Here is a 16,363-nt window from a genome sequence, read left to right on the forward strand (position 1 = left end):
ACATGCAGCAGCGCGGGTTGCTTGTTGACGCGTCTTACCGTCCGGTACGCTGCCTGCGCGCCATGCCCATGAAGCCGGCGGCTCCCGCCATCAGCGAAAGCAGCAGCAGGCCCCAGCGGTCCAGCGTGGGGATGCTCTGCGCTCCTGCGGGGACTGCAGGCAGGGCCAGGATGACGGGATCGACGAACTCGCCGTTGACCGTCTTGTCGTCATCGCGCAGGCCGCCGTCCACGATGGTGTAGCTGACCTGGTTGCCACTGATGGTGGGCGTGAAGGGCTGCCACTTGGGCGTTGCGGTGGCGTCGTACTTCATCAGCTGCGCGTTGGCGGGCACGGGGGACGTGAAGGTGAGTGTCACGGTCAGCGTGCTGCTGGGGGCGCACTGCTTGGCCGTGAAGTCCACGGCGGCCTGCGGGTAGGTGAAGGCCGCCGGCAGCGGGCCCAGCGAGCCGGCCACGGCAGAAGGCGAGGTGAAGCTGGCCGCAGTCAGCGTGCAGGTGGGGCTGCTGTTGGCAATGCCCAGATCCACACCCGAGCCCGAGGCGCTTTGCCTGGCCTCGCGCGTCACCGTCACCACATAGGTTTTCTTGGTCGTGCCGTCCTGCGCCGTGACTTCGATGGACACGGTATTGCTGCCCACATTCAGCGCCACCGGGGTGGAGGCCGCTGCGCCGTTGACCAGGATCGTGGCGCCCGCATCGGCTGCGGTGGCTGTCACCGTGACTGTGCTGCTGGTGTTGGGCACGGTGGCCGTGTAGGCCAGGGTGCCTGCACCAAAGCCCGGTGCGAGCGTGCCGCTGCTAAGAGCCAGGGCGCTGAGGTCGGCGTTGGTGGAGTTCACCACCAGGGTGTAGCTGGTGCTGCCCGAGGTGAACGGAGCACCCGTGCCCGTGGAGGAGTCCGTGGCCGTGATGGTGAAGGTGAAGCTTCCCGCCGCGGTGGGCGTGCCGCTCAGAACACCGGTGCTGGCGTTGAACGTCATTCCGGTCGGCAGCGTGCCGCTGCTGGCGTAGGTGTAGGGCGCCGTGCCTCCGCTGGCAGTGAAGGTCTGCCCTGCATAGGCCGTGTTCAGCCTGGCAGCCGGCAGCGTGGAAGCTGCAGGCGTCAGCACCACCGTGGCTGCCGCCACGCTGCCACTGTAGGTGCGCTGGCCGCTGATGCTGCTGCTGTCGGTCGCCTGCACCGTGAAGCTGAAGGCCCCGGCCGCCGTGGGCGTGCCGCTGATCACCCCGGCGGGCGACAGCGACAGGCCTGTGGGCAGCATGCTGCCGCCGGCCATTGCAAAGGTGTAGGGCGTTGCGCCGCCGCTGGCGGTCAGGGCCTCGTTGAACGAGACGCCTACCTTGGGCGTGCCGGCCAGCGTCGCGGGCGTCACCGTGATGGCCACATAGGTGAACTGGCCTGCCGCGCCGGTGGCGCTGGTGCCGCCAGTCGTTGTGACGCGCACATCGACCGTGCCCGCCGATCCTGCAGGCGCGGTGGCCGTGATCTGCGTGGCGCTGTTGACCGTGAAGCCCGTGGCTGCCGTGCCGCCGAAGGTCACGGCCGTGGCGCCGGTGAAGTTCGTGCCGGTCAGGGTGACCGTGGTGCCACCAATCGAAGAACCGCTTGCGGGCGAGACGGAAGTCACCGTGGGCGCAGGCACATAGGTGAACTGGTCGGCCGCGCTGGTGGCGCTGGTACCGCCTGCGGTGGTGATGCGCACGTCTACCGTGCCCGTGCCGGCAGGCGATGTGGCCGTGATCTGCGTGGCGCTGTTGACCGTGAAGCCCGTGGCGGCCGTGGCGCCGAAGGTCACGGCCGTGACGCCGGACAGGTTGGTGCCGGTCAGGGTCACCGTGGTGCCGCCCGCTTGTGGGCCGCTGGTGGGCGAGATGGACGTCACCGTGGGCGCAGGCACATAGGTGAACTGGTCGGCCGCGCTGGTGGCGCTTGTACCGCCCGCGGTGGTGATGCGCACATCTACCGTGCCCGTGCCGGCAGGCGATGTGGCCGTGATCTGCGTGGCGCTGTTGACCGTGAAGCCCGTGGCGGCCGTGGCGCCGAAGGTCACGGCCGTGGCGCCGCCCAGGTTGGTGCCGGTAAGAACCACCGTGGTGCCGCCTGCCTGCGGGCCGCTGGTGGGCGAGATGGAGGTCACCGTGGGCGTGGCCACGTAGGTGAACTGGTCTGCCGCGCCGGTGGCGCTGGTGCCACCAGTCGTGGTGACGCGCACATCGACCGTGCCCGGCGACCCTGCAGGCGCGGTGGCTGTGATCTGCGTGGCGCTGTTGACCGTGAAGCCCGTGGCGGCCGTGCCGCCGAAGGTCACGGCCGTGGCGCCGGAGAGGTTGGTGCCGGTGATGACCACCGAGGTTCCTCCTGCGGCTGGCCCTGCCGTGGGCGAGACGGAAGTCACCGTGGGCGCGGCCACGTAGGTGAACTGGTCGGCCGCACTGATGGCGCTGGTGCCGCCCACGGTGGTGATGCGCACGTCGATCGTGCCCGCTGCGTGGGCAGGCGCGGTGGCTGTGATCTGCGTGGCGCTGTTGACCGTGAAGCCTGTGGCGGCCGTGGCGCCGAAGGTCACGGCAGTGGTGCCGGAGAAGTTGGTGCCGGTGATGACCACCGAGGTTCCTCCTGCGGTGGGCCCTGCCGTGGGCGAGACGGAAGTCACCGTGGGTGCTGACACATAGGTGAACTGATCGGCTGCGCTGGTGGCACTGGTGCCGCCCACCGTGGTCACCGTCACATCGACCGTGCCGGCGCTGCCCGTGGGCGCAGTGGCTGTGATCTGGGTGTTGCTGTTGATGGTGTAGGTGGCGGTCGTGGCGCCAAAGCGCACGGCGCCGGTGCCAGGTGCTGCGGCGAAGCCGGTACCGGTGATGGTCACCGTGGTGCCGCCACCTGTGGGGCCTGCCGTGGGCGAGATGGAGGTGACCGACGGTGCCGCCACATAGGTGAACTGGTCGGCGGCACTGGTGGGACTGGTGCCGACGGAGTTGCTGACGCGGATGTCCACCGTGCCCGTTCCGGGCGGCGCCGTGGCCGTGATGCTGGTGGCGCTGTTGACCGTGAAGCCGGTCGCTGCCGAGGCGCCGAAGTTCACGCCCGTGGTGCCGATGAAGTTCGTGCCCGTGATGGTGACCGCCGTGCCGCCCGCCTGAGGGCCTGCCGTGGGCGCGATGCTGGTGATCGTGGGCGTTGCCAGGTAGCTGAATTGATCGGCCCCGCTGATGGCGCTGGTGCCGCCCGTCGTTGTGACGCGCACATCGACCGTGCCTGTACCCGCAGGCGAGGTGGCGGTGATCTGGGTGGCGCTGTTGACGACATAGCTGGCGGTTGTCGCGCCGAATAGCACGGCGGTGGCGCCGGACAGGTTGGTGCCGGTGATGACCACGCTGGTGCCGCCTGCCTGCGGGCCAAAGTTGGGCGAGACGGATGCCACCGTGGGCGCGGGCAGATAGGTGAACTGATTGGCTGCGGCAGTGACGCTGGTGCCGCCTGCCGTCGTGACGGTCACGTTTACCGTGCCTGATCCTGCCGGTGCCGTGGCCGTGATCTGGGTGGCGCTGTCGACCGTGAAGCTGGTCGCCGGCGTGCCGCCGAAGCTCACTGCGGTCACGATGGAGCTGCCGATCACGTTGGTGAAGTTGGCTCCGATGATGGTGACCGGATATCCGCCAGCGGCCAGGCCGCTCGTGGGCGACAGCGCCGTCGCCGTGGGTGTGGCAGGGGGATAGACATCGACGGCCAGATCATCGAAGGCGAAGTTGAATGGTTCCGTGGCGCCGTTGTTGGACACGCGCACTTCATCCACGTCCACCAATGCGCCGAGGCTGACCGTGACGAATTGCGTGGTCATTGCGGACGTCTTGGGGACGTTCACGACTGCGCCAGGCGCAGGGCTGCCGCCCCGATAGCCGGTGAACGTGAATGCAGACATGTCGCCATACGCAAAGATGCGCACCTGGGCGAGGCTGAAGCGGTCCGTGCCATTGACCGCCGTGATGCGGGCTGTGCCGTCCAGGGCGGTGGCTGTGATCGCATCGCCAGAGGTGACGATCCCCGGAGTGCCTGTTATCAGGTCCACTTCAGCGAAATAGGACCAGTCGCTGATGAAGTTCAACCCGTTGTAGTTCGAGGTGACCGCAGGGTAGCCAGAGGCGGCGCCGGTCCCGAAACCGATGATCCCCGAAGTCACTGCGGCATGGGCCGGAGCCGCCAGTGCCATCACCAACCCTATGAACCACGCAAACCACATGGACAGCATGCGTGAAGCGGACTTGGGCCTGGGGGTGTGGTTGGTGGGCATGGCGGGCAATGGCTGGAGGTGGAAGAACGTCAGGGCCTGACGGGGAATTCGCCGGACAGGCAGATGCAGAAATTCAGCGCCAGAACGGGTTGCATATTGCTGTGGGCCTGGTTGCCGCCGACGGGCAGCAGCGCTGTCGGCGCCATGGCCGAAGTGGCAGCTCCCGCTGCATAGGTGGGCCTGGCACTGCCCCGGGGCGGTACGCCTTGCATGCCCTGCGCCAGCAAGTTGCCGCTGGGGGTGGCCGCCGTGGCGCCGGCGCCCTGGGCGCTGATGCCGTGGCTGTGCGCCGGTATCTGCGCAAGGGTCAGCGTTTCGGTGGCTGTGCCCATGGTTTCACCGATGTCGCGGAAGCTCAGTCCAGGTCCCGTGCCGGCGCCCATGGCGGCCTTGCCCTGCAGATTGGGCAGCATGAAATTGGTGGTTCCGTTACCGCCGAACCGGCTTCCGATGACCGCAAAAAGCGCTGCATTCTGCTGTACCTGTATGGTCTGGCCTGCGCAAAAGGCCCAGTTGACAGGAGCGAAGGAGAAGCCGAATGCGCGGACCTCGCCGTAGAAGGGATCTGCCATATGGATGTTTCCTTGTGGGGAGGCTTGTTCAGTTGCGGGGCGGGAAGATCCCGGAGCTGGCGATGCACCAGTTGATGACCAGCGAGGGCTGCATGTTCTGGTGAGGCTGGCTGCCGCCGCTGATGTCCACGGCGGTGGCAGCCATGAAGGAATTGGTGGGCGCGCCATAGGCAGACAGGCCATTGGCGGCCTCGGCCATCACATTGCCGCCGGGGACATTGGTGGTGGCCACCGCAGCGCTGGACAGCAGCTGGTGTGTGTGCTGGGGCATCTGGCTGGGGGTCAGCGTGACGTTTTCCGTACCGTCGATCAAGCCGAGCACAACGCCGCCGCCGTATCCAATGGGCGCGCGACCACGCAGATCGGGCAGGCCGAAGTTCGTCGAGCCATTGCCGCCGTATCGGTTGCCCAGCAGCGCAAACAAGGCCTGGTTCGTACTGATCGGCAGAATCGCTCCGTTGCACAGCAGCCAGCCCCTTGGGACCTGGCCAAAGGCGAATGCGCGGATCTCTCCGAGAAAGGGTTCCATGAAGTGCTCCTGTCCGTGCTATGTGAAGCTGGGGAAGATGCCCAAGAGGCAGATGATGTAGCTCAGCACCAGGCTGGGCATGACGTTGTTGTGCGGCTGCCCGCCGCCGACGATCTGCACCGAGCTGGGTCCCAGGGTGGCGGCAGTCGTGGCGGGTGAGGGGGCGTAGAGGTTGAACCCCGTGACGGCTGCCGGTACCTGCTGTTGCGGCTTGCTGGTGCTGGCGGCGCCGGCCGCCGAGAACGGGTGGGTGTGCCCGGGCAACTGGCTGATGTTCAGCGTTACGTCTTCCGCACCCATCTGCTGGCCCAGAAGGCGGTTGCTCCCGCCCGGCAACTGGCCTTGGCCAATAGGAAGTCGGCCCTGCAGGTTGGGCAGTGCGAAGTTGGTGACGCCATCGCCGCCATAGGTGGTACCCAGCAGCACGAAGAGTGCTTCGTTCTCGCTGATGGCAACCAGCCTGCCGTCGCACAATGCCCAGTTCTGGGGGGCAAAGTTGCCCGCAAAAAGACGGATTTCTCCAATATATGCCTCGCTCATGGCGTCTCCTCCTCCTTGATCGACGTGTTCATGCGTGTGATGAGTGCCTGGTAGCTGGTTTGCCCCGGCTCCGCATCCACGACGGGCCCCAGGAACAGAGCAAAGCGTCCCAGGCGTTCGTGGGAAAGCAGGTAGGTGTCGTGGGTCGGGCGGCCGATGTCAGGCCCCTTGAAGCGCAGCGAGCAGCGCGAGGCCAGCAATCCCTGCGTGACCGTGGCCTTTTCCAGGCGCAGCGCCACGGGCGCGGCACCGGGGAGCTGCAACGCGAAATCGGTGCCGACCAGGCCGGTGAAATCCTCAAGGCCGGGCATGCGCGCAGGCTGTGGCGCGCGGCGCATATACCAGTACACGCCGCGATCGGCCTCGGTGGCAAAGCCCAGGCGCTGGTAGTGGCCGAGGATGGGGTTGTTCTTCTCCACATGCAGGCCCAGGTCAATGCCCAGGGCATCTGACTCATCCGTCAAAGCCTGCAGCAACTGCCGCCCCACGCCCTGGCGACGGTGCCTGGGAAGCAGGGCGATATCCACCACGCGGATTTCCTGCGGGCTGCGGTCCACATACAGCCGGCCCGCTATCTCGCCATCGCGCAGCACCAGATCGAAACTGGGGTTGGCGTAGGCCGTCGAATACTGGGTGTGCTGCGCCATGAACTGCTGGCGAATGAAGGCATTCCATTGCTCCTCGGGCCAGCCGAATTGTTCGCGCTCCTGCTCGCGTGTGGAGGCGAAGATGGCCAGGAGAGCGGCTTCGTCGCCGGAACCAATGGGTTGAAGCGCCAGCGCACCGCAGGATTCGGCGTGAGGGCTGCGGAGACTGGTATGGGCAGGCGCAGTGCTCATGAATGGAAATCGACTGGAGCCGCAGGAGTTCCAGTCGGGAATAATTGAAAAAAGTTGTTAAATCATAGGCAGGTTTTGCAAAGGATTGTCAAATTTCTTTGAGAAAGGATTTTCAGTATGCCAAGAAATCCCTGCGAAAGATGAGTGCTCCCATAGGGAAGAATCTGAATCGATTGATATTTGAAATTGATAATGTCCTATCAATGCATTGATGGTTGTTTATTGTTGATATTGATTGTTCATTCAAATACTACAGGATTGCCATTTTGAATATCCCTGAAATCAGTGATATTCAACTCAAACAGCGCGGCGCCGGGAAATCGATCACGCTGCGGATGATCTCGCGCATTTCCGTGATCAGCGGCCGGGCATCGTCGCGGCGCCATTGCACGGTGTAGGTCAGCGGGGCCAGCGCGCTGTGCTTTGCGGCCTCGGCGCCGCCGTCCAGCACGCGCAGGCGGCCGCGTTCCTGCAGGGCCAGGGCCCATTGCTCGGGCATGTAGGTGAAGCCCAGGCCGTCCACCACCATGCCCACCACGGCTCCCCAGCTGTTGCAGGAAAGGCGCCGCTCCACGGTCAGGCCGTGGCGGCCCAGCCATTCGTCCAGCGTGCGCGTGGCGCCCGAGCCGGTGGGCAGGGCGATCAGCAGTTGCTCGCGCACCAGGCGCCGGGGCAGGCCGGTGCCGGCGCGGGCAATGAAGTCGTCGCTGGCGGCCCAGACAAAGCGCACCTGGGCGACCTGCTCGAAGGCCAGGCTGCTGCGCGACGATGGCCCGGCAATGACCACGCAGTCCAGCTCGCCATCGACGATGCGCTGCTCCAGCACCTGGCCGATGTCGGTGTGGGGCTCCAGCTGCAGGTCGGGATGCAGCTCGGCCACCTTCTGCACCAGCCGGGGCAGCCAGGTCAGGCCGCTGAGCTCGCCAAACCCGATGCGGCAGCGGCCCTGCAGGCCCACGCTGCGGCCCGCCGCCTCGCGCAGCTGGGCGGCGCCGTGCAGCAGCTCGCGGATGCGCGGCAGCAGCTGCTCGCCCTGGGGCGTGAGTTCGGCGGCGCGGCCGCTGCGGTCGAACAGCTGCACGCCCAGCGAGGCCTCCAGCTCCGCAATGCGCTTGGACAGCGATGAGACCGACAGGTGCACGCGGTCGGCGGCCACGCTGAAGTTCAGGCAGGTGGCGGCCCAGTAGAAGGCTTCGAGCTGTTTGAGGGTCATGGCGACATTCTTCCAAAATCGAAATATCGATTCCTATTTATTTCGCTTTTCTTTGCAGGTGGGCCCTTCTACATTGGCCGGCAATGCCTGCCAACACCGTCCCCTCCACCACCGCTCCTGCAGCCGCTGCACCAGCCCCTGCCTGGCCGCCGCGCCGCCTGCGCCAGGTGCTGTCTCTCGATGATTTCGAGCGGCTGGCGCGGCGCCATCTGCCGCGCCCCATCCATGCCTACATCAGCGGGGCGGTGGAGGACAACGCCTCGCTGGCGGACAACCGCCGCGCCTTTGCCGAGCTGGCCTTTGTGCCGCGCGCGCTGGTGGGCGTGGCACAGCGCGACCCCTCCTTCGAGCTGTTCGGGCGCCGCTACGGCGCGCCCTTCGGCGTGGCGCCCATGGGCATTGCCGCGCTGTCGGCCTACCGGGGCGATCTGGTGCTGGCCCAGGCCGCACAGCAGGCGGGCGTGCCGGCCATCATGAGCGGCTCCTCGCTGATCCGGCTGGAGGATGTGATGGCGGCCGCGCCCCACACCTGGTTCCAGGCCTACCTGCCGGGTGATCAGGGCCAGATCGATGCGCTGCTGGACCGCGTGGCCGCCGCCGGCGTGCAGACCCTGGTGATCACGGTGGACACGCCCGTGGCCGCCAACCGCGAGAACAATGTGCGCGCCGGTTTCTCCACGCCGCTGCGGCCCGGGCCGGGCCTGGCCTGGCAGGGCATCAGCCACCCGCGCTGGCTGTTCGGCAGCTTTCTCAAGACCCTGTGGCGCCACGGCATGCCGCATTTCGAGAACAACTATGCGCACCGGGGCGCGCCCATCCTGTCGGCCAGCGTGATGCGCGATTTCTCGGACCGCTCCCACCTGGCCTGGCCGCATCTGGCCGCCATCCGCCAGCGCTGGCAGGGGCAACTGGTGGTCAAGGGCATTCTTTCGGCCGCAGACGCCGTGCTGGCGCGGGATCACGGCGCCGACGGCCTCATCGTCTCCAACCACGGCGGGCGCCAGCTCGACGGCTCCGTGGCACCGCTGCGCGTGCTGCCCGGCATCGTGCGCGCCGTGCCCGGCCTGCCGGTGATGCTGGACAGCGGCGTGCGCCGGGGCACCGACGTGCTCAAGGCCCTGGCCCTGGGCGCGCGCTGCGTCTTCGTGGGCCGGCCCTTCAACTACGCGGCCTCGGTGGCCGGGCCGGCGGGCGTGGCCCATGCCATGGCCCTGCTGCGCGAGGAGGTGCTGCGCGACATGGCCATGCTGGGCGTGACACGGCTGGACCAGATCACGCCGGCCTGCGTGCGCCATGCGCAGGCCTGGGATGCGTTCTGAGCGGCAAGACAACGGTATCGACACAGACACAGACACAGACGGAGACACAGCAGTGAGCAAGATTCCCGGATTCCATATCCACGCCCGGCCCGAGGCCGCCCTTGGCGATGCGCTGCTGCAGCGCTACCGCGGCTTTCCGGTCGCCAATGTCAGCGACGCCATGAGCCGCACCACGGGCACCTCGGCGCTGCGGCCTTTTCACTGCCGCCAGGGGCCGCTGGTGGGCCGTGCGCTGACCGTGCGCACGCGGCCCGGCGACAACCTCATGGTGCACCAGGCCATCGACATCTGCGGCCCCGGCGACGTGATCGTGGTGGACGCGGGCGGCGCCGGGCCCAACGCCATCATTGGCGAGATCATGCTGGCGCTGATGATGGCGCGCGGCGCGGCCGGCATCGTCATCGACGGGCTGATCCGCGACAGCGACACCATCGGCCAGCACGGCCTGCCCGTGTATGCGCGCGGCGTATCGCACCGCGGCCCCTACAAGGACGGCCCCGGCGAGCTGCATGTGCCCGTCAGCATCGACGGCATGGTCGTCCACCCGGGCGACCTGGTGCTGGGCGACGGCGACGGCCTGCTGGCCGTGCCCGCCGCCGAGGCCGCAGCCATTGCCGACCGCGTGGAAGCCATACAGCGCGACGAGGCCGACGTGCTCGCCGCCATTGCCGCAGGCCGCGCCGACCGCTCCTGGGTGGCGCGCACGCTGGCCGCCAAGGGGGTGCTGTGATGGACCGCCGCGTTGTCCGCTTCGACTACTGGCTGAATGCAGCCTTTGACCGCATCGTCTCGGCCGCGCCTGGCGTGCAACTGCTCACCTGCCGGCGCGAGGGCGACGATGCCGCCGCCTGGCAGGCCCTGGCCGGTGCACAGGTCTACCAGATCACGGCCGCCAAGGACGAACTGCCGCGCCACTGGTTCGCCACGGCGGATCTGCTGGCGCGCTGCCCCGATCTGCTGGCCGTGTCCTCCAGCGGCTCGGGCTGCGACACCATCGACATCGAGGCCTGCACGCGCGCCGGCGTGGCCGTGATGAACCAGTCGGGCGGCAATGCGGATTCGGTGGCCGAGATGGCCATCGGGCTGATGCTGTCCGTGCTGCGCCGCATCAACGAATCCGACCGCCTGCTGCGCGCCCCGGCCCGGGGCTTCAGCCGCGAGGACGTGATGGGCCACGAGCTGCGCGGCCGCACCCTGGGCCTGGTGGGCGTGGGCGAGGCCGGCAGCCGCGTCGCGGCCCTGGGCCGGGCCTTCGGCATGCAGGTGATCGGCTGCGACCCGGCCTATGACGCGGCAGGCCTGGCGGCGCGCGGGGCCGAGGCCGTCGGCTTCGACGAACTGCTGCAGCGCGCGGACATCGTCTCCCTGCACTGCCCGCGCGATGCCTCCACGCTGGGGCTCATGGACGCCGCTGCCTTTGCGGCCATGAAGCCGGGCGCCATCTTCGTGAGCACGGCGCGCGGCGGTATCCATGACGAGGCCGCCCTGCACGCCGCCCTGGCCAGCGGCCACCTGGCCGGCGCGGGGCTGGATGTCTGGGACCAGGAGCCGCCGCCCGCCTCTCATCCGCTGCTGGCCCTGCCCCAGGTGGTGGCCACCTTCCACACCGCCGGTGTCACGCACGAGGCCCGGCGCAACAACGCCGAGCTGGCTGCCACCCAGATCGTGCAACTGCTGGCCAATGGCCAGCGGCCCGCGCGCCTGGTCAATCCCGAGGTCTGGCCGCATGCGCGCGAGCGCATCGCCAGGGCCTTGGACCCGTCCCGTTCCCTGTCCTTTTCCCCGTCCCGTTAGCCGCTTCCTTCACCATGACTACAAAGCCTCTCAGACCACTGCAAGAGGCGACCCAGGAGACAAAGATGACACAGCAAGCAAGGCGCGCATTGTGCGCAGGCCTGGCCGCCGCCTGCATGGCGCTGCCGGCCCTGGCCAAGGCCCAGACTCAGGGCGAGGCCCCCTATCCCTCGCGCAACATCGAGATGATCGTGGCCTACGGGCCCGGCGGCGGCACCGACCTGGTGGCGCGGCTGCTGGCCCGCCATCTGGAAAAGAAGCTGGGCGGCAGCGTGGTCGTGCTCAACCGCCCCGGCGCGGGCGGCGGCATCGGCTTTGGCGAACTGGCGCGCGCCAAGCCGGACGGCTACACCATCGGCTTCATCAACACGCCCAACGTGCTGACCATTCCCATCGAGCGCAAGAGCAGCTTCCACTGGAGCCAGTACGACCTGCTGGGCAACCTGGTGGACGACCCGGGCGGCTTTGCCATCCACAACAGCAACGCCATCGCCACGCTGGCCGGCCTGGCCGCCTACGCCCGGGCCAACCCCGGCGCCGTGACCGTGGGCACCACGGGCACGGGCTCGGACGACCACCTGGCCATGCTGCTGTTCGCCAAGGCCACGGGCACGCAGCTCACCCATGTGCCCTACAAGGGCGCGGGCGAGGTGCGCGCCGCCGCCACGGGCCAGCAGATCACCATCGGCGCCATCAACGTGGGCGAGGTGCTGGCCTACCAGAAGGGCGGCACTCCCATCCGCCTGCTGGGCCAGATGTCGGCCGCGCGCAGCTCGCTGGCGCCGCAGGTGCCTACGTTCAAGGAGCAGGGCATCGATATCGAGCTGGCCTCCCTGCGCGGCCTGGCCGCGCCCAAGGGCTTGCCCGAAGGCGTGCGCAAAAAGCTGGTCGATGCCGTGGCCGCCATCGCGGCCGACCCGCAGTTCAGGCAGCAGGCCGAGGCCATGTACGCGCCGCTGCGCTATCTGGCGCCGCCCGCCTACGCGGCCGAGCTGGAGCGCACCGAGGCCGGCTTTCGCAAGCTCTGGACCGAGATGCCCTGGCAGGACGGAAAGCCCTGAAGGCCCTGGCCATGCAAACCTTTGAATGGACAAGGACGACTGCCATGACCCCTCTGTCGCGCCGCAGCCTGGCTGCGCTCACCCTGTGCACGCTGGCCCTGCCGGCCCTGGCGCAAGGCCCCATCACCCTCATCGTGGGCTGGCCTGCGGGCGGCCCCTCCGACAACGTGGCGCGGCTGGCGGCCACGCGCATGAGCGAGGCCCTGGGCCAGCCCATCACCATCGACAACCGGGCCGGCGCGGGCGGCAACCTGGGCAGCGACGCGGCGGCCCGCGCAAGGCCCGATGGCAACACCATCATGCTGGCCACCGTGGCCTCGCACGGCCTGAACTCCGCGCTCTATGCCAAGCTCAACCACGACCCGCTCAAGGACTTCGCGCCCATCGGCATGATCACCACCTCGCCCAGCGTGCTGCTGGTGCCCGTGGCCTCGCCGCTGCGCTCGGTCAACGATCTGCTGGAGGCGGCGCGCGCCAGGCCGGGCCAGCTCAACTACGGCTCGGGCGGCGTGGGCTCCAGCCAGCACCTGGCCGGCGCCAGCTTCAAGCAGCTCACGGGCGTGGATGTCACCCACATCCCCTACAAGGGCACGGCCCCGGCCATGACCGACCTGATGGCGGGCCGCGTGGACTTCGTGCTCACCACGGGCGCCATCCCCTTCATCCGCTCGGGCAAGCTGCGCGCCCTGGCCGTGGCCTCACGCCAGCGCCTGCCGGCCCTGCCCGATGTGCCAACGTTCGAGGAAGCAGGCGTCAAGGGCTTCTACACCGACTCCTGGTACGGGCTGGTTGCCCCGGCCGGCACGCCGCGTGCGGCGCTGGAGCGCCTGAACGGCGCACTGGCCACGGCGCTGCGCAATCCCGAGGTGCAAAAGCAGTTCATCGAACAGGGCTCGCTGCCCGTCAAGCCCATGGGCGTGGACGCGTTCTGGCGCTTCGTGCGCGAGCAGATGCCCGTGGCGGCCGAGCAGGTGCAGGTGTCGGGGGCCAGAGCCGAGTGAGCGCAGCCGGGGGCGGCAGCGCAGGATCGGCACGGGGGCGCCTGCACAGCCGCAAGGCAGCCAGCGTGTCACTGGCAGGTCACTGGTAGGTCACTGGTAGGTCACTGGTAGTTGAGCGTGAAGGTGGCCCGTCCGTTGGCCAGGCCTGTGGTGACGGAGGGCTGGGTCTGGACATAGCGCGCCGTCAATGGAATCACGTGGTTGCTGGTGTTTGGGGTGATGATGCCCGCCTGCCACTGGTTGGGATTGCCGAAGTTGGCGGAGTCCTCGCCGTAGCTGATGACCTTGTCGCTGCTGCGGATCTGGATGCCGATGCCGGCAGCCCCTCCGGTCACCGTCAGCACATCGGAGCGGTTGGCGGCATCGTTGGCATCCGTGAGCGTGACGAACGGGCGCAGGGTGGAATTGGCATCGCCCCCGGTGCAGATCAGTTCCAGATCGAATGGCTGGGGCGCGGAGGTAGAGCCTATCCCGTTGAACAGTGATCTGTTGATTCGCTGCAGGTTCACGGCGATGTTGCTCGTCTTCACCCGGCAACTGGCGCCTGTGCGCACCACGGTGCTGCCGGCCGCCATCACGGACCAGATATTGCAAAGGCTATTGCAGTCAAACCGGGCGGTTGCATAGCTGCTGACGCTGAAAGTGCCCGATTGAACGGCGCCTGTCTTGATGAGTTGCATCCATATGGCTTGCTCATGTACATCATCCTTTTGCCATCCCGTGGCCCCTGAATTGTTGGATTGAGTGGTGATGGACATGGTTTTGCCATTGGGGAAATTCCTGGCTTTCCATGTGGCACGCCAACGGACTCCTATTCCGCGCAAAGATGTGGAGTAGATATCGCCGTCCAGCGTAGTGGGGTTCATGATTTGGGGCCATATTTCTGAAGATGGCCCCGAAAGCACACTGTAGGAAATTGTGTCGAGAGTGGATTTGACCATGGGCGATTCCCATAGCACTGATCCATTCATGATATTTCCTGCGGGAACGTTGATGATTTCCGGTAATTGGACGATGGATACTGCCGGTGTAAACATGCCTCCATAAATGGAGCTTACAGAAAAGCAAAGCGTTGCCGGAATGAGAAAATATCTGATTTTTTTCATATGAATGAAACCGGAAACGATGCAGAAGAGTTTGATGGGCGTGCTCGAAAGTCTATTCCTATGATTTATGAAAATCCATAGGATCATTCTTATTTTGGCAATGCTTTTTCATGACTCCAATGCCGTGTTCCGTCCGCTTTTCCGAACATAGCCTCGCAGGCCATCCGGCCGGCGCCGGCGCGCCAGCGGGTGGTCGCTGCTGCTGTTGGCCTCGCCGCTGCGCTCGGTCAACGATCTGCTGGAGGCGGCGCGCGCCAGGCCGGGCCAGCTCAACTACGGCCAGGGCGGAGTAGGCGGCCTTTGCATCTGTCCTGGTCTTGCCTCACCCGGGTCGGCCTTTGCGGGCTCCGGGAATGGCGTCGATCAGGCTGCGGGTGTAGGCATGGCGGGGGGCATGCCAGATCTGCCCGTGGTCGCCGCTTTCCACGATGCGGCCCTGGTGCATCACCATGACACGGTCGGCGATGTAGCGCACCACGGACAGGTCGTGAGAGATGAAGAGGTAGGAGAGGCCGAAGTCCCTTTTCAGTTCCACCAGCAGGTTCAGTATCTGTGCCTGCACCGACACGTCGAGCGCGGAAACGGGCTCGTCCAGCACCACCAGGGAGGGCCGCACCACCAGGGCGCGCGCAATGCCTATGCGCTGGCGCTGTCCGCCCGAGAATTCGTGCGGATAGCGCTCGGCCGTGCCGCGCGGCAAGCCTACGCGGTCGAGCATGGCAGCGATGCGCTGCTGCCGCCGCGCGCGCGAGGCCTCGCCATGCACGGCCAGCACTGCGTCCAGGATGTCCTGCACGCGGTGGCGCGGATTCAGCGATCCATAAGGGTCTTGGAACACCATCTGCATGCGGCGCCGCCACGGCCTGAGCGCGCGGCCATGGAGCGGGACAAGGTCGGTCCCGTCCAGTGCAATGCGCCCGGACGCGGGTGTCTGCAGCCGCAGCAGCGCACGCGACAGGGTGGACTTGCCGCAGCCGGATTCGCCCACCAGCCCCAGTGTCTCGCCCGCGCCGATATGAAAGTCCACACCGTCTACGGCGCGCAGCACGCTGGCGTCGCGCCGGATGTGCTCCACCCGCAGCGCCTGTACCTGCAGCAAGGGCACGGTGGCCTGCAGGGCCGGTTGCAGTGCATGGGCAGGCGGTGACGCGACCTGGGGAGTGAACAGCGTGAAGCGCGCCTCCTTCGTTCCCGGCTCCGAGTGGATGCGGATCTCGGGCAGCGGGCCCTGGCCGTGGTGGCGCACCTGTGTAGCCCCCGTTGCCTCGCCGTGCAGCGAGGCACCCAGCAGGCCGCGCGTATAGCTGTGGGTGGGCGTCCTGAACAGGGTGGGTGTGTCTGCCTCTTCGAGCTTGCGTCCACCATGCATCACGGCGACACGGTCTGCCCATTGGCTGACCAGGCCCAGGTCATGGGTGATGAGCAGCATGCCCATGTCCATTTCGCGGCGCAGGCTGTCCAGCAGTTCCAGGATCTGCGCCTGCACGGTCACGTCCAGCGCCGTCGTGGGTTCGTCGGCCACCAGCAGGCGGGGGCGGCAGGCGATGGCCATGGCAATCATCACCCGCTGGCGCTGGCCGCCCGACAGGTGATGGGGATGGTCGTCGATACGGCGCTGGGGCTCCGGGAGGCGCACGCGCTCCAGCAGTTCGATGGCGCGGCGGCGTGCGGCTGCGGCATTCAGCCGTTCATCGGGTCCTGCGTGCAGGCGCAGCGTCTCGGTGATCTGCTCGCCGATGGTATGCACCGGGTTCAGGGACGTCATGGGCTCCTGGAAGACCATGGCGATGTCACGACCGCGTATTGCCCGCAGTTCGGCCGGCGGCAGGGCCAGGATGTCGCGGCCCTGCAGCAGGATGCGGCCGCTCACCTGGGCTCCCGGTGCCAGCAGGCGCAGCACGGCCAGGGCCGTGGTGGATTTTCCGCAGCCTGACTCGCCGACCAGGGCCAGGGTCTGGCCGCGTCGCAGTTCGAGGTCAAGGCCTCGCACGGCCTCGACAGGACCGGCGCGGCCCGGGAAAGCAATGCGCAACTGGCGTATGTCCAGCAGCGGCGGGGCTGCTGTCCGAGGGAGGGCTGTGACCATGGCGCGGGC

At 67.4% G+C, this 16,363-nt stretch carries 13 protein-coding genes and 1 pseudogene; 6 read left to right on the forward strand and 8 right to left on the reverse strand.

The window, feature by feature from the left end; all coding sequences use genetic code 11:
* Nucleotides 1–34 precede the first annotated feature (34 nt).
* The 6 genes from INR38_RS00440 to INR38_RS00465 all read right to left on the reverse strand — a co-directional run bounded on the left by INR38_RS00440 (nucleotide 35) and on the right by INR38_RS00465 (nucleotide 7,987).
* On the reverse strand, nucleotides 35–4,294 hold the full coding sequence (locus INR38_RS00440) for an IPTL-CTERM sorting domain-containing protein (RefSeq protein WP_207442436.1): 4,260 nt from the start codon (nucleotides 4,292–4,294) through the stop codon (nucleotides 35–37).
* Nucleotides 4,295–4,323: 29 nt separating this feature from the next.
* On the reverse strand, nucleotides 4,324–4,866 hold the full coding sequence (locus INR38_RS00445; RefSeq protein ID WP_013800554.1) for a tail fiber protein: 543 nt from the start codon (nucleotides 4,864–4,866) through the stop codon (nucleotides 4,324–4,326).
* 28 nt (nucleotides 4,867–4,894) lie between these two features.
* Nucleotides 4,895–5,395, reverse strand: a complete 501-nt coding sequence (locus INR38_RS00450; RefSeq protein WP_013800555.1) for a tail fiber protein — start codon at nucleotides 5,393–5,395, stop codon at nucleotides 4,895–4,897.
* A gap of 18 nt (nucleotides 5,396–5,413) precedes the next feature.
* Nucleotides 5,414–5,935 (reverse strand): tail fiber protein, encoded by a 522-nt coding sequence (locus INR38_RS00455; protein WP_013800556.1) that lies wholly within the window; start codon nucleotides 5,933–5,935, stop codon nucleotides 5,414–5,416.
* Nucleotides 5,932–6,774 (reverse strand): GNAT family N-acetyltransferase, encoded by an 843-nt coding sequence (locus tag INR38_RS00460; protein ID WP_099752663.1) that lies wholly within the window; start codon nucleotides 6,772–6,774, stop codon nucleotides 5,932–5,934. Before INR38_RS00460 ends, INR38_RS00455 begins: the two co-directional genes overlap by 4 nt.
* Nucleotides 6,775–7,066: 292 nt before the next feature.
* Entirely contained in the window at nucleotides 7,067–7,987 is a 921-nt protein-coding gene (locus INR38_RS00465; protein ID WP_207442435.1) for a LysR family transcriptional regulator, read from the reverse strand.
* 83 nt (nucleotides 7,988–8,070) lie between these two features.
* Between INR38_RS00465 and INR38_RS00470 the strand changes: the two genes are divergently transcribed.
* From INR38_RS00470 to INR38_RS00490, 5 genes are all read left to right on the forward strand, one after another.
* Nucleotides 8,071–9,306, forward strand: a complete 1,236-nt coding sequence (locus INR38_RS00470; protein WP_207442434.1) for an alpha-hydroxy acid oxidase — start codon at nucleotides 8,071–8,073, stop codon at nucleotides 9,304–9,306.
* A gap of 52 nt (nucleotides 9,307–9,358) precedes the next feature.
* The gene (locus tag INR38_RS00475; RefSeq protein ID WP_207442433.1) at nucleotides 9,359–10,036 is read left to right on the forward strand and encodes an RraA family protein; all 678 of its coding nucleotides are present in this window, start codon (nucleotides 9,359–9,361) and stop codon (nucleotides 10,034–10,036) included.
* Nucleotides 10,036–11,100: a hydroxyacid dehydrogenase gene (locus tag INR38_RS00480; RefSeq protein WP_207442432.1), complete on the forward strand. Its 1,065-nt coding sequence runs from the start codon at nucleotides 10,036–10,038 to the stop codon at nucleotides 11,098–11,100. Before INR38_RS00475 ends, INR38_RS00480 begins: the two co-directional genes overlap by 1 nt.
* Before the next feature lie 65 nt (nucleotides 11,101–11,165).
* Nucleotides 11,166–12,161 (forward strand): tripartite tricarboxylate transporter substrate binding protein, encoded by a 996-nt coding sequence (locus tag INR38_RS00485; RefSeq protein WP_207442431.1) that lies wholly within the window; start codon nucleotides 11,166–11,168, stop codon nucleotides 12,159–12,161.
* A gap of 44 nt (nucleotides 12,162–12,205) precedes the next feature.
* Complete coding sequence (locus INR38_RS00490) at nucleotides 12,206–13,162, forward strand: tripartite tricarboxylate transporter substrate binding protein (protein ID WP_207442430.1); 957 nt, start codon at nucleotides 12,206–12,208, stop codon at nucleotides 13,160–13,162.
* A 101-nt stretch (nucleotides 13,163–13,263) separates the two neighbouring features.
* Here the strand turns inward: INR38_RS00490 and INR38_RS00495 are convergent, their stop codons facing one another.
* Nucleotides 13,264–14,268 (reverse strand): fimbrial protein, encoded by a 1,005-nt coding sequence (locus tag INR38_RS00495; RefSeq protein ID WP_242698922.1) that lies wholly within the window; start codon nucleotides 14,266–14,268, stop codon nucleotides 13,264–13,266.
* A gap of 196 nt (nucleotides 14,269–14,464) precedes the next feature.
* Here INR38_RS00495 and INR38_RS28945 point away from each other — a divergent pair.
* Nucleotides 14,465–14,563 (forward strand): annotated as a pseudogene (locus tag INR38_RS28945) (tripartite tricarboxylate transporter substrate binding protein); the annotation flags it as partial.
* A 27-nt stretch (nucleotides 14,564–14,590) separates the two neighbouring features.
* Here the strand turns inward: INR38_RS28945 and INR38_RS00500 are convergent.
* Nucleotides 14,591–16,354, reverse strand: coding sequence for an ABC transporter ATP-binding protein (locus tag INR38_RS00500; RefSeq protein WP_207442429.1), 1,764 nt, complete (start codon nucleotides 16,352–16,354; stop codon nucleotides 14,591–14,593).
* Nucleotides 16,355–16,363: the final 9 nt, after the last annotated feature.

It is taken from the genome of Delftia sp. SD018, assembly GCF_017355445.1.
GTDB lineage: Bacteria > Pseudomonadota > Gammaproteobacteria > Burkholderiales > Burkholderiaceae_C > Comamonas > Comamonas acidovorans.

Coding starts and splice junctions, on each gene's coding strand:
- INR38_RS00490 (WP_207442430.1), top strand. CDS start 12,206: ATGACCCCTCTGTCGCGCCGCAGCCTGGCTGCGCTCACCCTGTGCACG.
- INR38_RS00470 (WP_207442434.1), top strand. CDS start 8,071: ATGCCTGCCAACACCGTCCCCTCCACCACCGCTCCTGCAGCCGCTGCA.
- INR38_RS00440 (WP_207442436.1), bottom strand. CDS start 4,294: ATGCCCACCAACCACACCCCCAGGCCCAAGTCCGCTTCACGCATGCTG.
- INR38_RS00455 (WP_013800556.1), bottom strand. CDS start 5,935: ATGAGCGAGGCATATATTGGAGAAATCCGTCTTTTTGCGGGCAACTTT.
- INR38_RS00500 (WP_207442429.1), bottom strand. CDS start 16,354: ATGGTCACAGCCCTCCCTCGGACAGCAGCCCCGCCGCTGCTGGACATA.
- INR38_RS00460 (WP_099752663.1), bottom strand. CDS start 6,774: ATGAGCACTGCGCCTGCCCATACCAGTCTCCGCAGCCCTCACGCCGAA.
- INR38_RS00450 (WP_013800555.1), bottom strand. CDS start 5,395: ATGGAACCCTTTCTCGGAGAGATCCGCGCATTCGCCTTTGGCCAGGTC.
- INR38_RS00445 (WP_013800554.1), bottom strand. CDS start 4,866: ATGGCAGATCCCTTCTACGGCGAGGTCCGCGCATTCGGCTTCTCCTTC.
- INR38_RS00485 (WP_207442431.1), top strand. CDS start 11,166: ATGACACAGCAAGCAAGGCGCGCATTGTGCGCAGGCCTGGCCGCCGCC.
- INR38_RS00480 (WP_207442432.1), top strand. CDS start 10,036: ATGGACCGCCGCGTTGTCCGCTTCGACTACTGGCTGAATGCAGCCTTT.
- INR38_RS00495 (WP_242698922.1), bottom strand. CDS start 14,268: ATGAAAAAAATCAGATATTTTCTCATTCCGGCAACGCTTTGCTTTTCT.
- INR38_RS00465 (WP_207442435.1), bottom strand. CDS start 7,987: ATGACCCTCAAACAGCTCGAAGCCTTCTACTGGGCCGCCACCTGCCTG.